Below are 19,728 nucleotides of genomic sequence, written 5' to 3' on the forward strand. Positions count from 1 at the left end.
CACCCGGGGGAGCAGGGCAGGAGGACCGTTGGGAGACAGGACAGGAGGGGACATGGCAGGCAGCACGGACACGACGGACGAGGGCGTGGCGCCGCTTCCGGAGGAGGCGGACGGGGCCGAGGACCTCGACCTCGACCTCCACCGGCCCGCGTCCCGGACCTGGCGGGCACGCACCGCCCTGGAGATGGCCGTCTCAGGGGTGGTGGGCCTCATCGCCTCCTTCGTGCTGTCCATCGAGGCGTGGCACCTCGCCGGGGACTCCACACGGACCTTCGCCTGCGACGTGAGCTCGGTCCTGTCCTGCTCGACGGTGGCCCAGACACCGCAGGCACGGGTGCTGGGGTTCCCCAATGCCTTCCTCGGCATCCTCTTCGAGTCCGTCGTCCTCGCGGTGTCCGTGGCCATCCTCGCCGGGGTGCGCTTCCCCCGCTGGTACATGTGGGGCGTGCAGGCCCTGTACACGATCGGGCTGGCCTTCGCCCTGTGGCTGTTCGCCCAGTCGTACTTCGTCATCCACGTGCTGTGCCCGTGGTGCCTGCTCATCACCGTGACCACGACCCTCGTCTGGGCGGGCCTGACGCGCCTGAACGTGCGTGACAGCGTGATCCCGGCACCCGCGTGGGCGCGCCGCCTCGTCGCCTCGGGGACGGACTGGTACATCACGGGACTCTTCCTGGTGGTGCTGTTGGGAGCCGTCGTCGCCCGCTACGGGAGTGCGCTGATCGGCTGACGGTGCTCAAGCCGTCGCCGGGTGATCGGCGGACGGGGCGCCCGGCTGCCCGACGGGTGATCGCCGGACGGCGCGCCCAGCTGCCCGACGGGTGATCGCCGGACGTGGCGCCCGGCTGACACCGCCGGGTGATCGCCGGACGTGGCGCCCGGCTGACACCGCCGGGTTCCCGGCCCACGGCGCCCGGCTGACACCGCCGGGTTCCCGGCCCACGGCGCCCGGCTGACACCGCCGGGGCCGGGGGAGGGACTCCACGTGCCCCCGGAGCGTGGTGCAATGGGGCCATGGAGACCCGACAGGACGCGCTGATCGACATGGGGGACCAGGCCGACCCCGTCGACGTCGCCCGCGTCCTCGTCGACGTGGACCTGCCCCAACTGGACCGTCCCCTCGACTACACCGTGCCCGAGGACCTCTCCGCCTCGGCCCGACCCGGGCGCCTGGTGAGGGTGCGTCTGGCGGGCCGGAAGGCGAACGGGTGGATCGTCTCACGCGGGCAGGTCGCCCCCGGTGGGCGTCCGCTCCAGCCGCTGCTCAGCGTCGTCTCCGACGTCGAGGTGGTCACCCCCGCCGTCCTCGACCTCGCCCGGTCCCTGGCGGACCGCAATGTCTCCACCGCCTCCCAGGTCCTGAGCCTGGCGGTGCCCGCCCGCCACGCCGCGACCGAGCGCGCGGTGCTGGCGGAGCCGGACCCGGAGACCCTGCCGGTGGAGGCCCCGGATCCCGCAGCCTGGTCGGACCATCCCGGTGGAGGGGCGCTGCTCGGGCGGCTCGCCCGGGGTGAGAGCCCGCGGGCGGTCTGGACGGCTCTGCCCACCACCCGCGACACCGAGCTGGTCGCCCTGGTCCGCGCCGCGCGGGCGTCCGGGCGCTCCGTCCTGGTCATCGCACCCACGAACGTCCAGGTCGAGGAGCTGCGCGACCTCCTCGCCGCAGACCTGGGGACGGAACAGGTGGTGTCCACGACTGCGGAGGACACCCCCGCCCAGCGTTACAGGGTCCACCTGGAGGCCCTCCTCGGTCGCGTGCACGTCGTGGTCGGCACGCGCAGTGGCGTGTGGTGCCCGGTGCGGGACCTGGGCCTCGTCGTGGTCTGGGACGACGGGGACGACCGCCTCGTGGAGCAGCGCTCGCCCCACCTGGGTGCCCTGGACGTGGCGGTGGCCCGTGCCCACCTGGAGGGGGCGGGACTCGTGGCCGGGGCATTCGCCCGCTCGACGAAGGCGCAGGCACTGGTCCAGGCGCACTGGGCGGCCTCACTGGTCCCGGAGCGTGGGGTCCTGCGGGCTGCGACACCACGGGTCTGGGTCCCCGACGACTTCGACCGTGAGCGCGAGGGCGCTGCCTCCGGCGCCCACCTGCCACCCAGCGCCCAGAGGCTCATCCGGCGCCAACTGGCCGCCGGTCCCGTCCTCGTCCAGGTCCCCCTGGCGGGGTACGTCCCCGTGGTCTGCTGCGAACGCTGTCGGCGCGCCGCGCGCTGCACCCACTGCGGGGGTCCGCTCTCACTCGGTCGGGAGGGAGCGATCACCTGCGGCTGGTGCGGACGTGGGACCCAGTCCTGGCGGTGCCCGGAGTGTGCGGGCACACGCCTGCGCGGGGTGCGCGTCGGCTCGGACCGGACGGGGGAGGAACTCGGGCGCGCGTTCCCGGGGGTGCCCTTGACGATCTCCTCCTCCACGCGTGGGACCACCCGCGCCGTGGGTCCCGGCTCGCGCCTGGTCGTGGCCACGCCGGGGGCCGAGCCGCGGGCAGAGGGCGGATACGCCGCCGTCCTGGTGCTCGACGCCTCCGCGATCGCGTCTCGTCCCGAGTTGTGGGCGCCCGAGGAGGCCCTCCGACGCTGGTTCAATGCCCTGGCACTGGCCCGTCCCGGCGTCCCGGCCGTCGTCCTGGGTGGCGTGGAGCGGACCCTCGCCCAGACCCTCGTGCGCTGGGACCCGGCCGACTTCGCGGCACGTTCCCTCGACGAACGCGCCGCCCTGGGCTTCTTCCCCGCCATGACGGTGGTGGCCCTGGACGGGGAGCCCGAGGACGTCGAGGAGGTCGTGGAGCGCTCCGGAGCCGAGGTCATGGGCACGGTCCCGGCCGACCGTCCGGGCACGGGCGTGGACAAGCGCGTGGGCGCCGGCGAGGGCACGGGGGCGGCGACGCAGGTGCGCACCCTGGTCCGTGTCCCCCGCGAGGGCTCACCCGCCCTCTTCGAGCGTCTCCGGGAGGTCCAGCAGCAGCGTTCGTCGCGGAAGCTTCCCCTGGTCCGGATCAGCGTCAACCCGCCCGAGCTCTTCTGAGACGTGGCCCGTGGCACAATGGCGCCAGGACCGCGGGAGGAGTTCCATGCCAGTGCAGATGGTCGTCCTCGATCTGGGGAACGTGCTCGTCGATTGGGACCCCGCCCTCACCCAGGGCGACTCAGCCACCCGCGAGGAGTGGGAGCGCTTCGTGGTGCGCGCTGACTTCTGGGCGTTCAACAGGACACTGGATGCCGGGGTCCCCCTCTCAGAGGCACACGACTGGTTCTCCACCCACCACGGGGAGGACATCGCGTTCCTCGACCGCTACGTCTCCGGTTTCGGGAGGTCACTGCGGGGTCCGGTGCCGGGAATGACCGAGGTGGTGGATGACCTGCTGGCCTCGGGCATGCGCGTCGGCGGTCTCTCGAACTGGCCCGGCGAGCTCTTCCACCACGCGACGGAGCGGATCGACCTCGTCGGGCGCCTGGAGGACGTCGTCGTCTCCGGGTTCGAGCACGTGCGCAAACCCGACCCCCGCATCTACCGCCTGATGCTGGAACGCTTCTCCCTGCGTCCCGGGGAGACGGTCTTCGTCGACGACGTCGAGGAGAACGTGGAGGCCGCGCGGGACCTCGGCATCCACGCCCTGTTGTTCACGGGCGCGCAGGCGCTGCGCGAGGACCTGGGGCGCGCAGGGGTCCTGTGAACGCCCTCGCCTAGACTGGCGGCGTGCGCATCATCTTCGCCGGGACGCCCCAAGCGGCGGTCCCCACCCTCCTCGCCCTCATCGACTCCCGCCACGAGGTGGCAGCAGTGCTCACCCGCCCGCCGGCACGCTCGGGCCGTGGTCGCTCCCTGCACCCCTCCGAGGTGGCCGAGGTCGCCACCGCCCACGGGATCCGGCTCATCGAGGCCTCGGACCTGCGTGGGCAGGACACGTGCTCTGCCATCGGGGCCGTGGGGGCGGATCTCGGTGTCGTCGTCGCCTACGGCGCGCTGATCCCTCCCTCCGTTCTCGGGATGCCCCGTCTGGGGTGGGTGAACCTCCACTTCTCCGACCTGCCGCGCTGGCGCGGTGCCGCACCCGTGCAGTGGGCCGTCCGCGAGGGCGACCGGACCACGGCCTCCTGCGTCTTCCAGTTGGAGAAGGGGCTCGACACAGGCCCGGTGTTCTCCCGACTCCCGGTGACCATCGGGCGCGAGGACGCCGGGGAGCTGCTGGCGCGCATGTCGGAGCTCGGCGCGCACCAGGTGGTGGACGTGGTCGATGCACTGGAGGACGGGACGGCGCACGCCACGCCCCAGCCCACGGCAGCGGGTGGGGAGCCCGCGCCCTACGCGCGCCGGCTGACCACCGCCGACGGGTTCACCGACTTCTCCGCCCCGGCCGAGACCGTCGACCGCCTGGTCCGTTCCGTCACCCCTGACCCGGGTGCCTGGACGACCCTTCCCGACGGGCGACGTCTCAAGCTCGGCCCCGTGGAACCCACGCGGGCCCCCAGCCCCGGGATCGGCGTCCCGGTGGTCCACCGTCACGGTGTGGAGGTGGGCTGCGCGGAGGGGACCGTCGCCCTCGGGCAGGTCGCCCCGGCGGGGCGTTCCTGGATGGAGGCCTCCGCCTGGGCCAGGGGCGCGCGGCTGGACGGGGGCGCCCGCCTGGGCGCGCCGGCCGAAGGCGCGACCACCGGGAAGGACGGGCACTGATGGCCACCCACCGCTACTCCGACGGATACCGCGCACTCCGCGGTGCCGACCCCGCACGCCTGGTGGCCTTCGACGTCCTGCTCCGCGTCGAGACGGAGGGCGCCTACGCGAACCTCCTCCTGCCCCGTGCCCTGCGGGAGGTCCGCTCGGACGTGCCCCGCTTCGACTCCCGTGACGCTGCCTTCACCTCCGAACTGGTGTACGGCACCCTGCGCAGCCTCGGTCGACTCGACTGGGTCCTCCAGCGTCACCTCACACGTCCCCTCGCCGAGGCCGACGATGCCGTGCGGGTCCTCCTGCGCCTCGGTGCCCACCAACTCCTCGACATGCGCGTCCCCGACCATGCGGCCGTGGGAGCGACGGTGGACCTCGCCCGGGAGGTCGTCACCGACGGTCCCGTGAGGATGGTCAATGCGGTGCTCCGCTCCCTCACACGGGAAGGCGTCGAGGCCATCGATGCCGACATCGACGCGATCCCGGGGGTGGACGAGCGTCTCGCGGTGCGCCACTCCCACCCGGAGTGGATGGTCTCCGCATTCCGGGAGGCCCTCCAGGGACACGGTTTCGACCCCGGGGAGCTGGAGGACCTGCTGGCCTCCGACAATGTCCCCCCGCTGGTGACCCTGGTGGCACGACCCGGCCTGCTGTCACCGGGCGAACTCGCCGACGAGGCCGAGGACGTGCTCGGCACCCGTGTGGCTCCCGGGGGCGTCTCCGAGTACGCGGTGCTCCTCGAGTCCGGTGACCCGGCGTCCCTGCCCTCGGTCCGCTCCGGCCTGGCCGGTGCCCAGGACGAGGGATCCCAGCTCTGCGCCCAGCTCGCGGCCGACGCCCCCGTCGAGGGGAACGACACGCGCTGGTTGGACCTCTGCGCGGGCCCGGGGGGCAAGGCTGCCCTGCTCGGTGCGCTCGCCCGGGACCGTGGGGCGGCGCTCGTCGCCAATGAGATCCACCCCCACCGGGCGCGCCTGGTGGAGAGGGCGGTCCGGGCCCTCGACGACGTCGAGGTCGTCTCCGGGGACGGGCGGACCTTCGGTGGGGCCCGCACCCCGTGGCCCCTGGGTTCCTTCGACCGGGTCCTGGTGGACGCCCCCTGCACGGGAATGGGGTCGCTGCGGCGACGGCCGGAGTCACGCTGGCGGCGCAGGCCTGAGGACGTGGACGAGCTCACCGCACTCCAGGCCGCACTCCTGGACCGGGCACTGGACCTGGTCCGCCCCGGCGGGGTGGTCGCGTACGTGACCTGTTCACCCCACCTGCGCGAGACCCGGGAGCAGGTGGAACGTCTGCTGGTCCGCGGTGACGTCGAACTCCTGGATGCCGTGGCACTGGCCGGTGAGCTCACCCCCGAGCCGTTGCGGGTCCCCGAGGGCGCCGGGCACGTGCTCCGGGACGGGACCGAGGTCCCGGGGCGCACCCTGCAGCTGTGGGGGCACCGCAACGGGACGGACGCCATGTTCACCGTACTGCTGCGTCGCAGCCTCTGAGGAGCCCTCCGGGTCGGCGGGGACCGATACCCTGAGCACATGCGCCCCGTCATCTCCCCGTCCATCCTCAACTCCGACCTCGCCGACCTGCGCGGAGAGCTCACCTCGATCGCCAACGCCGACGTCGCCCACGTGGACGTCATGGACAACCACTTCGTGCCCAACCTGACCTGGGGGCTGCCCGTGGTCGAGGCCTGCGTGAACACCGGGATCCTCCCCGTGGACGCACACCTGATGATCGAGGACCCCGACCGCTGGGCCCCGGCCTATGCGGAGGTGGGTTGCGCCTCGGTGACGTTCCACGCGGAGGCCGCTGCGGCCCCCCTGCGTCTGGCCCGCGAGATCCGACACCTGGGGTCACGCGTCGGTCTCGGTCTGCGACCGGCGACGGACATCGCCCCCTACGTGGACCTGCTGGCGGAGTTCGACATGATCCTCGTCATGACCGTGGAGCCGGGGTTCGGTGGCCAGTCGTTCATCGAGTCCATGCTGGCGAAGGTCCGGCGCACCCGTGCGGCGGCCGATGCCGCGGGGCTGGAGGTGTCCGTCCAGGTCGACGGTGGGGTCTCACGTTCCACCATCGAGAGGGCTGCGGAGGCGGGCGCGGACAACTTCGTGGCGGGTTCGGCCGTCTTCCGCGCCGAGGACGCGGCTGCCGAGGTCGACGCGCTGCGGGCCCTGGCGGCACGGCACTGCCACTGAGGCACTGTTCCACTGAGGCATTGACCGCGTGCGCTGGCGGCACGGCAGTGTCGTCCCACTGGGGCGCCGGCCGCCCGTCAGGAGAGCTGGACTCCTGCCTCCTCCTGGGCCATGACGCGGGCCACCTGCTCTGCGGGACCGGGGAGCAGCCCCCGACTCGGGATGCACCGGGCGAGGAGGGCTGCCAGTAGGGAGACCGCGGCGCCGACCAGGAAGCCCACCCGGAAGCCCGTCGCGGTGGGGACCGTGGCGTGGGTCTGCGTCTGGACGCTCATGGTGGACAGGATGACGGCGATGACGGCGGAGGACACCGAGACGCCGATGGACCGCATGAGTGCGTTGAAGGCGTTGGAGGCAGCCTTCTGGTCCGCGGGCACCGCCCCCATGATCAGGGCGGGCATCGCCCCGAACGCGAGTCCCACCCCGGCACTGATGACGGCTGCCGACACCGCCACGCCCCACAGGCTCCCCATGAGCAGGGAGGCCGCGGCGTACCCCGCCGCCATGACCAGGGCCCCGGTCATCAGCGTGGTGCGCGCACCGAAACGTGCGGAGAGTCGCGCGCCCGGGCCCGAGACGGCCATCATCGCCAGTCCCGTCGGCGCCATCCACAGACCCATGCCCAGCATGGACTGGCCCAGACCGTATCCCGTGGAGGTCGGCAACTGGAGGACCTGGGGCACGATCAGCGACTGGGAGTACATCGCGAAGCCGATGAACACGGAGGCGGTGTTCGTCATGAGGACCACGGGCCGCGTCATCTGACGCAGGTCGACGAGGGCATGTCCGCAGTGGAGCTCCCACAGGACCCAGGACACCAGGAGCACCAGCGCGCCGGCTGCGGCAGCGAGCACGGGCAGCGACGTCCACCCCCACGTCGATCCCTTGGAGATGAAGAGGAGGAGCGACACCAGTCCGCCACCCAGCAGCACCGCACCCGCTGGGTCGAAGCGCCCCGCGCGCCCGCGCGGCGGGTCGGTGGGGACGACGACGCGCACGAGGACCAGGATCAGCGCGCTCACGGCAGCCATGGTCCAGAAGAGGACGCGCCAGTCGGCGAACTGGGCGACGGCTGCCGCCAGGGGGAGCCCGAGGGCTCCGCCGATCCCCATGGACGAGCTCATCAGGGCGACCGCACGTCCGACCCTGCCCGCCCGGCAGCACGTCGTGGAGCAGGCTGATCCCCAGCGGGGTGATGCCGTTGGCGACACCCTGGAGTGCCCGTCCGACCAGCATGACGGAGATGCCGGAGGAGACCGCGCACAGGACGGATCCGAGCAGGAGGGGCACCAGGGCGCACAGGATGATGCGACGCTTGCCGAAGATGTCGGCCAACCGACCGAGGACGGGCATCGAGACGGCACCGGTCAGGAGCGTCACCGTGATGATCCACGAGGTGTTGGTGGCAGAGGTGGAGAAGATCTCCGGCAGCGAGGAGATGAGTGGGATGACGAGGGTCTGGGTGAGTGACGAGGCGATGCCGGCGGCGGCGAGCACCGCGACGATCCGGTTCGGATGGTCGACGTCCTGGGTGTGTTCCACGGGGCTCCTCACGACCGTCACCGGGACGGTCAGTTGATGTGCACAGCGCACAGACTATGCTTGTGACATATCATGTGCATCATGCACATGTGCGATCCGTGACACGGGACGGGTGGAATGGCACAGCCGGAGCAGCGGGGGAGTGGCAGGGAGGGTGCGGAGCACCCCCGCGACGAGGACGTCGCCGCCGTCGAGCACGAGTCGATGCTCCTGGGGCGCCACCTCTCCCTGATATCGGGGCACCGCAATGGGCACGCGGTGCTGGACCGTTCCGGCTACACCCTGCTGGCGCGGGTGCGGATCGATCCCATGAGCATCGGCGAACTCGCGCGTGTCACGGGGCTGGATGCCTCGACCCTGAACCGTCAGACCTCCGCCTTGCGCAGGGACGGACTCGTGACACGCATCGGGGACCCCCAGGGAGGGCGGTCGCGCAAGTTCCGCATCACCGAACGCGGCGAGGCCCTCTACCAGCGCCAACGCGGGATCAACATCCACGCACTGCACCGGATCCTGTCGGGATGGAGCAGGGAGGACGTCGAACGCTTCGCGACCCTGCTCACCCTGTTCAACCGCGGTATCGAGGAGGTGTCGGGGAGGGTCTGGGAGGACACCGCGCAGACACCGCCCCCCGGAGAGGTCGCTCCCTGAGCGCATCGGGTGCGCGGGTGCGCCTTCGTGGCACAATGGGGCCATGCTCCGGGGTCGGTGAGATTCCGAACCGGCGGTGAGAGTCCGCGACCCGTCCCTCATGGGACGGTTGAACCGGTGGGATTCCGGTACCGACGGTGAAAGTCCGGATGGGAGGAGCTGCGACAGGACGCCCCATGGGTCCTGTCGGCGTCGCTCGTCGCCCCGGTCCCGAGAAAGGTCCGTCGTGGCGCGCAGATCCCGACCCTCAGGTGCGTTGACGATCATCGCACCCATCGTGCTGGCACTGGTGCTGGTGGGGGGATGGTGGCTCCTGTGCGTGCTCTCGGACGTCCAGGCCTGGGTGCTGCCCTCACCGGACACCGTGGCCCGACGCGCGGTGGAGATGCTCTCCCAGGCATGGATGTGGCAGCGCATCGGCGTGACGGCGGGGGAGGCACTGCTCGGGTGCGTGGCGGGGGCCGCGGTGGCCCTGCCCATGAGCTACGCCATCTACAGGTCGCGGGTCTTCCAGGCCGCCGTCGAACCCTTCCTCGGAGCCACCCAGGCCATCCCCGCCATCGCCCTGGCTCCGCTGCTGGTCCTCTGGATCGGGTACGGGCTGGCCCCCATCGTCACGCTGTGCGCGCTCATGGTCTTCTTCCCGATCCTGGTCTCCTCGGTGCTCGGGTTGCGCCACCTCGACCAGGACGTGTTGGAGGCCGCCGAGCTCGACGGTGCCTCGGGGTGGGTCATGGCACGCTCCATGGAGATCCCCCTGGCCATGCCGGCCATCCTCGCCGGCCTGCGCAACGGGTTCACCCTCTCCATCACGGGTGCCGTCGTGGGGGAGATGGTGATGGGCGGGAACGGGCTGGGCGCGGTGCTCACCCAGCAACGCTTCAACCTCGACACCGCAGGCATGTTCGTGACGATCGGCGTCCTGTGCGTCCTCGCCATGACGCTCTACGCCGTCATCTACCGCATCGAGAGGCATCGACGCACCGTCGACGCCCTGTCCTGAAGGAGGACACATCATGAGGAAACGTCTCGTCGCCGCCCTCGTGGCGCTGGCTGCCACCGGTGCGCTCGCCGCATGCGGCACCCAGCCCGATCCCTACGACCAGTCCGGGGCAGCCTCGGGAGGGAGCGGGAACTCCGGTGGGAGCGAGGTGACCATCGGGCTCACCTACATCCCCAACGTCCAGTTCTCCCCGGTCTACGTCGCCCAGGAGGACGGGATCTACCGCGCTGCGGGACTCGACGCGACGATCCGGCACCACGGTTCCGACGAAGCCCTCTTCACCGCGCTCGTCTCCGGCGAGGAGGACGTGGTCGTCGCCTCGGGCGACGAGGTCCTCCAGGCGCGCGACCAGGGCCTGGACCTGGTCTCCATCGGCGCCTACTACCGTCAGTACCCCGTCGCCATCATCGTTCCCGAGGACTCCACGGCCCGGTCCGTCGCGGACCTGGAGGGGAGGAGGATCGGCGTGCCGGGGGAGTACGGCTCGTCGTGGCTGGGACTGCTCGCGGCCCTCGACCACGCCTCGATGACCGCCGAGGACGTCGACGTCGTCTCCATCGGCTACACGCAGACGGCCGCCCTGACCACGGGGCAGGTCGACGCCGTCGTCGGGTTCACCAACAACGACCTCGTCCAGTTCCAGCAGGCGGGCATCCCCGTGCGCGCCCTCGAACTCGACCCCGAGGACACACCCCTGGTCTCCGTCTCCCTCATCACGACCCACGCCTGGTTGGACGCCCACCCGGAGGAGGCGCGCGGCGTCGTCGATGCCACGGTGTCGGGGATCCAACGCGTGGTCGACAACCCGCAGCGCGCCATCGAGGCCACCCAGGTGTACGACCAGACCCTGACGGGCTCCACGGCGGTCCAGGGAGCCCGGGCCGTCCTGGCCGCGACCTCGAAGCTCTTCGTGGGGGAGGACGGCACGGTGAGCGGGAAGCAGGACCTCACGCGCTGGCGGGAGATGGGGTCGTTCCTCAAGGGCATCCCCGGCATGCTGAACTCCGCACCGGACGTGGACGCCGCCGTGACCAACGACTACGTCACGCGGTGACCGGAGGGTGGATGGCCGCCCGGCGCGGGTGACGGGCGGCTATCCTCTACCCCGTGACTTCCTTTGACGCGCTTTTCGCCGAACTGTCCCAGAAGGCCCAGGACCACACCGAGGGCTCCGGCACGGTTGCCGAGCTCGACCGTGGGGTCCATGCCATCGGCAAGAAGATCGTCGAGGAGGCCGCCGAGGTGTGGATGGCCGCCGAGTACGAGAGCCTCGACAACTGCGCGATGGAGATCTCCCAGCTGCTCTACCACGCCCAGGTGATGATGATCGCCAAGGGCCTGACCCTCGACGACGTCTACGCCCACCTGTGAGGACCCCCGTGCTCCGCATCGCCGTGCCCAACAAGGGCTCCCTGTCCGACCCTGCCATCGGCATGCTCGCCGAGGCGGGCTACCGCACCACGCGGCGTGGACGTGAGCTCGTGCTCACCGACGCCGCCAACGACGTCGAGCTGTTCTTCCTGCGCCCGCGCGACATCGCCGTCTACGTCGGACGCGGACAGATCCAGGTCGGCATCACCGGCCGTGACCTGCTCCTCGACTCGGGCACGGAGGCCCGGGAGTTCCGGCCCCTGGGTTTCGCGCGCTCCACCTTCCGCTTCGCCGCCCCCAGCGGTGAGATCACCGATCTCTCCCAGGTGGAGGGCAAGCGGGTCGCGGCCTCCTACGACCACCTGGTGCGCAACTACCTGGACGGACACGGCATCGAGGCCGAGGTCGTCCACCTCGACGGCGCGGTGGAGTCCTCCGTGCGCCTCGGTGTGGCGGACCTCATCGCCGACGTCGTGGAGACCGGGACGACGCTGAAGGCAGCCGGGCTGGAGGTCTTCGGAGAACCCCTGCTGGAGTCCGAGGCGGTCCTCATCACCCGTGACGAGTTCCGCGAGGACCCCCGACTGGCCACACTGGACCGCAGGCTCCAGGGGGTCCTGGTGGCCCGCTCCTACGTCCTGGTCGACTACAACGTGCGCGAGATCGACCTCAAGGCGGCCATCGCGATCACGCCGGGTTTCGACTCCCCGACCATCAGCCCGTTGGTGGACACCGAGTGGGTCGCCGTGCGCGCCATGGTGCGTGCCGACGGCGTCAACCTGGTGATGGACCGCCTCCACGACGCCGGCGCCCGGGGCGTCATCGTCACCCAGCTGACGGCGTCCCGTCTCTGATCACGGCTCCTGCGTCCCCAGGCCCTAGTCTGGGGGGGTGAGTCCTGTGGTCCCGACGAACCTGAGAGTCCTCAACCTCTTCCTCGACCTGCTCTCCTCCGAGCACGGTCGCACCAAGGAACAGATGAGGAGCACTCCCGGCTACGCGGGACTCGGTGACTCCGCCTTCGAGTCCCGCTTCCAGCGCGACAAGGACGCACTGCGCGCGGCGGGCGTCATCCTGGAACTGGACCAGGGCTCGGGTCCCGACCGCTACCGGATCTCCCCGCGTTCCTTCCCCGCCACCGACGTCCACCTGGATCCCACGGAGCTCTCACTCGTGCACATGGCGGTGCGTGCCTGGTCATCGGTGCCCACCGCGCGCCGCGACGTGCTCCTCTCCAAGCTCGCCGCCCGCAGCGAGGGCACGGGCACGGCGGGCGCCGCCGGTGGTCCCGCGGTGGAGATCGACCTCGAGGGTGCGGACGTGGTGGCGGAGGTGATGGAGGCCATCGAGGAACGACGCCCCCTCGCCTTCACCTACACCTCGGCCTCGGGCACTGCGGAACGGGCCGTCGAGCCGTGGCGGCTCCTCCTGCGTGGGCGCGCCCTCTACCTGTGGGGCTGGGACCTCGACCGGGAGGCCACCCGCCTCTTCCGCCTCTCCCGCATCCCCTCGGGCGTCGAACTCCTGGGGGAGCCCGGGGACGCCCGCGTCCCCGACGGCGAGCTGCCCGACCCCTTCGAGGAACGCACGGTGTCACCGTTGCTGCGGGTGCGCCGCGGGGCCGCGCCCCGGGTGCGCCTGCGGGCCAGGGACGCGCACGAGGGCGGGGCCACGTACGAGGACGGGGCCGCTCACCAGTACGCAGCCGTTCACGAGGACGCAGCCGTTCATGGGGGCGGGGCCGGGCACCAGGACACAGCCGGGTCGGCCGGGCACGCCGGGGACATCCGGCGAGACGGGGAACCACGGCACATCGGGCAGCCCCTGGACGACGGAGACTCCTGGGACGTGCTGCGCGGTGCCCCTGACGAGATCAACTCCTGGATCTCCGCCGTGCTGGCCGAGGTCACCGACGTCGTCGTCCTGGAACCGGCACCACTGCGCGAGGCCGTGACCGAACGCCTCCGGGTCGCAGCCGCGTGGGGCCCGGACCCGGGCGACCGTACCGACGGGGACCCCGCCGAGGAGGTGCACCGTGCCTGAGCACGTCGAGGTCGGGACCGCACGACTGCTGTCACTGGTCAGCTGGATCGGCGAACACCCGGGCGTCACCGTGGAGGAGGCGGCCGCCCACTTCGGGCGCACACCGCACCAGTTGCGCCGCGACGTGGAGACCCTCGGGGACGTCGGGGACTCCCTGCCCGGCAGCTCCTTCGAGGTCGACTGGGACCTCCTGGAGCGCGAGGGCCGGCTGCGGGTGCACACCACCATGGGCCTCGACCTGCCACCGCGCCTCACCCGTGCCGAGGTCAGCGCCGTCCTCGTCGGGCTGCGCGCCATCGCGCCCGTCCTCGACGAGGACCTGCGCGCACGCCTGCCGCGGACCGCCATGTCCGTGGCTGCCCTGGCCACGGACACCGGGGACCTGTCCGGAGGACTCGCCGTGAGTTCGCCGGGTGACCCGGACGAGAGGCTCGCACAGCTGCGCCGAGCCCTCGGTGGGGGAGTCGCGGTGACCTTCTCCTACAGGTCACCCGACGGGCGCGTGACGGAGCGGGACGTCGACCCCTGGGAGATGCGCCGCATGGGTGCGGGATGGGTGCTGCGCGGGTGGTGCCACAGTGCAGGGGGCAGGCGCACGTTCCGTGTGGAACGCATGGACGACCTGTCCGTCACCGATCGGCCCGTGGACCACCGGGACGAGGACCGCGACGCCGCCCCCACCGAGCGGGTACGCCTCACCCTGGCACCCGGAGCGCGCTGGGTCCTCGACGAGGTCGCCTGCGAACTCGTGGCCCATGACAGTGCCTCCTTCACGATCGAGGTGCCGGTGTGGAGCAGGGGATGGGTGGAGGCGCTCCTCATCGACGTCTCGGCCCACCTGCTCGCCGTGGAGCCGCCCTCGTGGGCGACGGGGATGCGGGAGCTGGCGTGTGGGGCCCTGCGGGTCTGGACGGACCCCGGGGGGACTGGGGACAACGCTGCGGGAACGAACGGAACGGGAGGGACACGATGAGCCCCAGACGCAGGCGGGTGCGCAGGCCCTCCGCCGAGCCCGCACGCACGACCGGGAACATGGAGGAGCTTCCCCCGGCGAGCCGTTTCGACGCCTTCCGTGACCAGCAGCACTTCGAGACCACCGAGCGCCACGACTTCATCGAGACGCTCGGCTTCGAACCAGATCCCTTCCAGCTGGAGGGCATGGAGGGTGTCGAGGACGGGGACTCCGTGCTCGTGGCCGCACCCACCGGCGCCGGCAAGACGGTGGTGGGTGAGTTCGCCACCCACCTGGCGGTGCGCCGTGGACACCGCGCTTTCTACACGACTCCCATCAAGGCGCTCTCGAACCAGAAGTTCGTCGACCTCCAGGTCCGCTTCGGGGAGTCCAATGTCGGCCTCCTCACGGGCGACACCTCCGTGAACCCCGGGGCGCCCGTGGTCGTCATGACCACCGAGGTCCTGCGCAACATGATCTATGCCGGCGCGGACCTCTCCGACCTCACCCACGTGGTCCTCGACGAGGTCCACTACCTGGCCGACCGCTTCCGCGGCCCCGTCTGGGAGGAGGTCATCATCCACCTGCCCGCCCACGTCTCCGTGGTGGCACTCTCGGCGACGGTCTCCAACGCCGAGGAGTTCGGCGCCTGGATGCGCGAGGTGCGCGGCTCCTGCCGCATCGTCGTCTCCGAGCGGCGTCCCGTCCCCCTCTACCAACACATGATGGTCGACTCCGTCCTCTACGACCTCTACGCGCCGGGGCGCGAGGGGAGCGGGTCCGGCAGCCGTCTCAACCCCGAACTCCTCAGCGCGGTGTCCCCCTCAGGTCGCGCCGCCCCCCGGGCCCGGGGCAACGCGGGGCGGCGGTGGCAGGCGCACGAGGGCGGCCCCGGTCGGCCCCCGGCGCGGACACCCGCCAGGCGCGAGTCCCGGCCCTCGGCACTCATCACACTGGACCGCGCCCACCTGCTCCCGGCCATCGTCTTCATCTTCTCCCGTGCCGGGTGTGACGACGCGGTGCGCGCGGTGCTCGCCTCCGGGGTGGTCCTCACCTCGCGTGGCGAGGCACAGCGCATCCGTGACGTCGTGGAGGAGGCCGTGGCCACGATCCCGCCCGAGGACCACGCCGTGCTGGGGGTGGACCGCTGGGCCGCGGCGCTCGAGCGTGGGATCGCCGCCCACCACGCCGGGCTGCTCCCCATCATGAAGGAGACCGTCGAGCGTCTCTTCACCCGTGGGCTCGTGCGGGTCGTCTACGCCACCGAGACCCTCGCCCTGGGCATCAACATGCCCGCCCGCACCGTCGTCATCGAGTCCCTGCAGAAGTGGAACGGCGTGGCCCACGTGCAGCTCTCGGCGGGGGAGTACACCCAGCTCTCGGGTCGTGCGGGTCGGCGCGGCATCGACGAGGAGGGACACGCCGTGGTGCTGCATCGCGGCCGCGTGGCCCCCGAGGAGGTCGCAGCCCTGGCCTCCAAGCGCACCTACCCCCTGGTCAGTGCGTTCCACCCGACGTACAACATGGTCGTCAACCTGCTCACGCACTCCACCCGTGCGGCCACGCGTGACGTCCTGGAGACCTCGTTCGCCCAGTTCCAGGCCGACGGTGCGGTGGTGGGCATGGCGCGTCGTGCCCGTGAGCTCCAGCGCGACATGGAGCGTCTCGGTGGGGAGGTGGAGTGCGACCGGGGAGACGCCCGGGAGTACTTCGCACTGCGGGACGAGCTCTCGGCCGCCCAGAAGGAGGCCTCCAGGGAGCGTCTGGCAGCCGGCAGGCGCGATGCGGAGTCGACCCTGCGCACCCTGCGCCGCGGCGACGTGGTCCACTACCGGCGGGGTCGCCGCCAGAACCACGCGGTCGTCCTGGACGCCCCCTCGGCGGCCTCGGGCACCGTCACGGTGCAGGTCATCGGGACCGATGCGAAGTTCCACCACCTGGGCCCCGAGGACGCCTCGGGGGGTCTGGGCGTGGTCGGGCGGCTCCCGGTGGCTCCCGACCTGCGTCCTCGACGCGCGAAGGACCGGGCCGGGCTCGCCGAGGAGCTGCGCCAGCTGGTGCGCTCGGGAACACTCGACTCCCCGCGGGAGCGGGCGGGAGCCCAGGACCAGCGCATCGAGGACCTCGAGAGACGTATCCGCTCCCACCCGGTGCACTCCTGCCCCCACCGCGAGGAGCACGCGGTGGCAGGGCGTTCCTGGGTGCGCGCCCGCAACGAGTACCGCACCCTGAGCCGCACCATCGAGGGACGCACGAACTCCGTCGCCAAGGAGTTCGACCGGGTGTGCGCGGTCCTCGACGACCTCGGTTTCCTCACGGGCGAGCAGGTGACACCCGCGGGTGAGCAGCTGCGCAGCGTCTTCGGGGAGCGTGACCTCACCGTGGTCGAGGCCGTGCGCTCGGGCGCCTGGGACGGGCTCACCGCCGCCGAGCTGGCGGCAGTGGCCTCCACCTGTGTCTTCGAGGCGCGCTCCGAGCACGACCCGGACATGGACCTGCCGGGAGGCACGGGCGGACGCCTGGCACGGGCGTGGGCACTGACACTCCGGGCACAGGACCGCGTGGCCGCGGCCGAGGAGCGCGCCGGTGCGACACCGACCCCGGCAGCGGAACCCGGATTGATGACCGCCGTGCACGCCTGGGCCAGCGGGTCCTCCCTGGCCACGGCCCTGGCGACCGCCGACCTGCAGGGCGGGGACTTCGTGCGCTGGGTCCGCCAGGTGATGGACCTGCTCGACCAGCTGCGCCGCCTCGACCACCCGGGGCTCGCACGCCGCGCGGTGGAGGCCCGGGACCTGCTGGTGCGTGGCGTCGTGGCCTGGTCAGTGGTGTGAACATGGCGCAGTCGCCCTCGTCGCCCTCGTCGCCCACAAGAGCCTGGCCGGGCCGCCCGAACGCTGCTCGCGAGCGCACTCCCCGGACGCCACCGACGCCGGGCCCCGCCCTCCTCGGACCCCTGCCGCCCCTGCGGCGCTGGCGGGACTACCTCTGCCTCGCCCTGGCGGCGGTGGGGATGTGGGCGTCCTTCCCGGACGTGGACTGGTGGTTCCTGCTCGTCCCCTCCCTGGCGCTGCTGGTCTCCGTCATCGACCGGGTGGGGGCGTGGCGCGCCACCTGGTACACCTCGTTGTTCGCCCTGGCGTTCTGGCTGGCGCACATCGAGTGGGTGCGTGTGGCCACCGGCGGGTGGCTGCCGTGGGTGGCCCTGTCGATGACGCAGGTGCTGGCACTGGCCCTGTGGGGCTGGACGGTGTCAGTGGCGAGGGTGTGGCGCTGGACGCGCACCGTGTGGGGCCAGGCGCTGGTCCTCGGCGGCACCTGGGTCGGCATCGAGCAGCTCCGGTCCCGCGTCCCCTTCGGTGGCTTCGCCTGGGCCAACATCTCCTACGCGCAGGTCGACGCACCGCTGGGCCACCTCGCTCCCTGGGGCGGGGAGGTCCTCGTCTCCTTCCTCGCCGTGGTCGCGGCGGTGCTGCTGCGGCGCTCGGTCTCCCTGGCCCCCGCCCACGAGGGCGACCACTGGTGGGGGAGACCTGCGGCCCTGGTGACGGCCCTCGCTCTCCTCGTTCTGCCCCTGGCCGTCTCCCTGCCGACCTCACAGGAGGCGGGGTCGATGAGCGTCGGTGTGGTGCAGGGCAATGTCGAGATCCCCGGGGACCGGACCTTCTCCGTGCCCAACAAGGTCACCGGGAACCACGCCAGGGTCACCCACGAACTCGCGGCCAGCGGTCGGCACGTGGACCTGGTCGTGTGGGGGGAGAACTCCGCGGACCTGGACCCCCGTACACACCCGGAGACGGCGGCACTGGTCTCGGAGGCCGTGGACGAGGTCGGCGCACCCACCCTGATCGGGTTCGTGGAGTACGGCGAGTCGACGCGCACGAACTGGGTCGGGCTCTGGTACCCGGGTGGGACCGCCCCCGATGCCACGCTCTACGGCAAACAGCACCCGGTGCCCTTCGGGGAGTACATCCCCTGGAGGCAGTTCATCTCCTCCCTGGCCTCCCAGACCGCACAGGTGTCCGTCGACATGGTCGCCGTGGACAACCCCGGACTGCTGGAGGTGCGCCTCCGGGACGGGCGCACGGTACCCCTGGCGGTGGGGATCTGCTTCGAGGTCGCCTACGAGCCCCTGATCTCGGAGGGCGTGCGCATGGGCGGCCAGATCATCGTGATCCCCACGAACAACTACCACTTCCGCTACTCCGCGGAGTCCACCCAGCAGGCCCAGATGCTACGGTTCCGGGCGATGGAGTTCTCCCGCTCCGGCGTCCAGGCCTCGACCAACGGTGTCTCCATGATCGTGCGCCCTGACGGATCGGTCGTGTCGGCGACGCAGAAGCAGGTGGCGGACCACCTGGTCGCGGACGTCCCGCTGCGGACCTCGCTGACACCGGCAGCACGCCTGGCCGACTTCCCCGCTTGGTGCGCCATCGTGGCGACACTGCTGATGGGGATCGGTTCCACGGGGGCGCTGCTGGCGCTGCGGAGCGCTCGGGGTCGGGCGGGCGTGGAGAGGAGACACTCATGACACGGTGGCAGCCACGCGTCCTGGTCGTGGTCCCGACCTATGACGAGATTCAGTCACTGCCCGCGATCCTGGGGAGACTGCACCGGGCCCTGCCGGAGGTGGACGTCCTGGTGGTGGACGACTCCTCGCCCGACGGCACGGGGGAGTGGGTGCGGGAGCACTCGGAGCGCGATCCTCGTCTCCACCTCCTGGAACGCCCGGCCAAGTCCGGTCTGGCCAGCGCCTATGTCGAGGGTCTCAGGTGGGGGACCGGGGCCGGGTACGACGTGCTCGTGCAGATGGACGCTGATGGGTCCCACCGGCCCGAACAGGTCGCCAAGCTGATCGCGCGCATGGACGGCCCCGACCACCCGGACCTGGTCATCGGCTCACGATGGGTGACCGGGGGAGAGGTGGTGGGGTGGTCGCGCTCCCGCGAGCTGCTCTCACGCGCCGGCAACCTCTACATCCACGTGATGCTGGGCCTGGGTGTTCACGACGCGACCGCCGGGTTCCGCGCGCACCGTGCCTCCTGGCTGTCGCGCTCGGGGGTCCTGGCGCGGGTCGGTTCCACGGGGTACGGGTTCCAGGTGGAGATGACCTCGGCGAGCGTTCGCTCAGGCGCGGTGGTGGCGGAGGTGCCGATCTCCTTCGACGAGCGGCGCTTCGGCGTCTCCAAGCTCTCCGGTGACATCTTCTGGGAGGAACTGCGACTGGTGACGCGCGAGGGCGTGGCGCGGTGGACGGGCAGATGGGGGGCGGAGCGGTCCCGGACCACCCGAACTGCCCAGCGATGACG

17 protein-coding genes, 1 pseudogene and 1 riboswitch are annotated in these 19,728 nt (G+C 71.7%); of the genes and pseudogenes, 16 read left to right on the forward strand and 2 right to left on the reverse strand.

Translation table 11 applies throughout. From position 1 onward, the window contains the following. Positions 1-184 precede the first annotated feature (184 nt). The 6 genes from BQ9890_RS03665 to rpe all read left to right on the forward strand — a co-directional run bounded on the left by BQ9890_RS03665 (position 185) and on the right by rpe (position 6,857). Positions 185-730: a vitamin K epoxide reductase family protein gene (locus BQ9890_RS03665; RefSeq protein WP_075892673.1), complete on the forward strand. Its 546-nt coding sequence runs from the start codon at positions 185-187 to the stop codon at positions 728-730. 284 nt (positions 731-1,014) lie between these two features. Then, positions 1,015-3,021: a primosomal protein N' family DNA-binding protein gene (locus BQ9890_RS03670; RefSeq protein ID WP_075889435.1), complete on the forward strand. Its 2,007-nt coding sequence runs from the start codon at positions 1,015-1,017 to the stop codon at positions 3,019-3,021. Positions 3,022-3,067: 46 nt separating this feature from the next. After that, complete coding sequence (locus BQ9890_RS03675; RefSeq protein ID WP_075889437.1) at positions 3,068-3,670, forward strand: HAD family hydrolase; 603 nt, start codon at positions 3,068-3,070, stop codon at positions 3,668-3,670. 23 nt (positions 3,671-3,693) lie between these two features. Next, on the forward strand, positions 3,694-4,668 hold the full coding sequence (locus tag BQ9890_RS03680) for a methionyl-tRNA formyltransferase (protein WP_075889439.1): 975 nt from the start codon (positions 3,694-3,696) through the stop codon (positions 4,666-4,668). Next, a complete protein-coding gene (locus tag BQ9890_RS03685; RefSeq protein ID WP_075889441.1) occupies positions 4,668-6,155 on the forward strand; it encodes an RsmB/NOP family class I SAM-dependent RNA methyltransferase in 1,488 nt (495 codons plus the stop codon). Before BQ9890_RS03680 ends, BQ9890_RS03685 begins: the two co-directional genes overlap by 1 nt. Before the next feature lie 39 nt (positions 6,156-6,194). Then, complete coding sequence (rpe, locus tag BQ9890_RS03690; RefSeq protein WP_075889443.1) at positions 6,195-6,857, forward strand: ribulose-phosphate 3-epimerase; 663 nt, start codon at positions 6,195-6,197, stop codon at positions 6,855-6,857. 77 nt (positions 6,858-6,934) lie between these two features. Here rpe and BQ9890_RS03695 read toward each other — a convergent pair whose 3' ends face one another. Continuing rightward, entirely contained in the window at positions 6,935-8,068 is a 1,134-nt protein-coding gene (locus BQ9890_RS03695; protein WP_456047826.1) for an MFS transporter, read from the reverse strand. After that, a pseudogene (locus BQ9890_RS16820) lies at positions 8,040-8,450 on the reverse strand (MFS transporter); the annotation flags it as partial. The pseudogene BQ9890_RS16820 and the gene BQ9890_RS03695, both read right to left, overlap by 29 nt. Before the next feature lie 66 nt (positions 8,451-8,516). Here BQ9890_RS16820 and BQ9890_RS03700 point away from each other — a divergent pair. From BQ9890_RS03700 to BQ9890_RS03745, 10 genes are all read left to right on the forward strand, one after another. Beyond that, positions 8,517-9,050 (forward strand): MarR family winged helix-turn-helix transcriptional regulator, encoded by a 534-nt coding sequence (locus BQ9890_RS03700; RefSeq protein WP_078062214.1) that lies wholly within the window; start codon positions 8,517-8,519, stop codon positions 9,048-9,050. Between the two features lie 40 nt (positions 9,051-9,090). Continuing rightward, a riboswitch (FMN riboswitch) is annotated at positions 9,091-9,215 on the forward strand. 61 nt (positions 9,216-9,276) lie between these two features. Further along, complete coding sequence (locus BQ9890_RS03705; RefSeq protein ID WP_075889445.1) at positions 9,277-10,053, forward strand: ABC transporter permease; 777 nt, start codon at positions 9,277-9,279, stop codon at positions 10,051-10,053. 13 nt (positions 10,054-10,066) lie between these two features. After that, positions 10,067-11,107, forward strand: coding sequence for an ABC transporter substrate-binding protein (locus BQ9890_RS03710; protein ID WP_075889447.1), 1,041 nt, complete (start codon positions 10,067-10,069; stop codon positions 11,105-11,107). Between the two features lie 53 nt (positions 11,108-11,160). Continuing rightward, the gene (locus BQ9890_RS03715) at positions 11,161-11,424 is read left to right on the forward strand and encodes a phosphoribosyl-ATP diphosphatase (RefSeq protein ID WP_043535154.1); all 264 of its coding nucleotides are present in this window, start codon (positions 11,161-11,163) and stop codon (positions 11,422-11,424) included. 8 nt (positions 11,425-11,432) lie between these two features. After that, on the forward strand, positions 11,433-12,278 hold the full coding sequence (gene hisG / locus BQ9890_RS03720; protein WP_075889449.1) for an ATP phosphoribosyltransferase: 846 nt from the start codon (positions 11,433-11,435) through the stop codon (positions 12,276-12,278). A 37-nt stretch (positions 12,279-12,315) separates the two neighbouring features. Continuing rightward, positions 12,316-13,467 carry a helix-turn-helix transcriptional regulator gene (locus tag BQ9890_RS03725; protein ID WP_143226227.1) on the forward strand — a complete coding sequence of 384 codons (1,152 nt, stop codon included), beginning with the start codon at positions 12,316-12,318 and terminating at the stop codon, positions 13,465-13,467. After that, positions 13,460-14,440 carry a helix-turn-helix transcriptional regulator gene (locus BQ9890_RS03730; protein WP_075889453.1) on the forward strand — a complete coding sequence of 327 codons (981 nt, stop codon included), beginning with the start codon at positions 13,460-13,462 and terminating at the stop codon, positions 14,438-14,440. The genes BQ9890_RS03725 and BQ9890_RS03730 overlap by 8 nt, the downstream gene beginning before the upstream one ends. Next, on the forward strand, positions 14,437-17,253 hold the full coding sequence (locus BQ9890_RS03735) for a DEAD/DEAH box helicase (protein WP_075889455.1): 2,817 nt from the start codon (positions 14,437-14,439) through the stop codon (positions 17,251-17,253). The genes BQ9890_RS03730 and BQ9890_RS03735 overlap by 4 nt, the downstream gene beginning before the upstream one ends. Positions 17,254-17,255: 2 nt before the next feature. Beyond that, entirely contained in the window at positions 17,256-18,950 is a 1,695-nt protein-coding gene (lnt, locus tag BQ9890_RS03740) for an apolipoprotein N-acyltransferase (protein WP_078062215.1), read from the forward strand. After that, entirely contained in the window at positions 18,947-19,726 is a 780-nt protein-coding gene (locus tag BQ9890_RS03745) for a polyprenol monophosphomannose synthase (RefSeq protein ID WP_075889457.1), read from the forward strand. The genes lnt and BQ9890_RS03745 overlap by 4 nt, the downstream gene beginning before the upstream one ends. The last annotated feature ends 2 nt before the right edge of the window (positions 19,727-19,728 follow it).

Origin of the sequence: Actinomyces provencensis, from assembly GCF_900155435.1 — a bacterium.
Lineage (GTDB): Bacteria > Actinomycetota > Actinomycetes > Actinomycetales > Actinomycetaceae > Pauljensenia > Pauljensenia provencensis.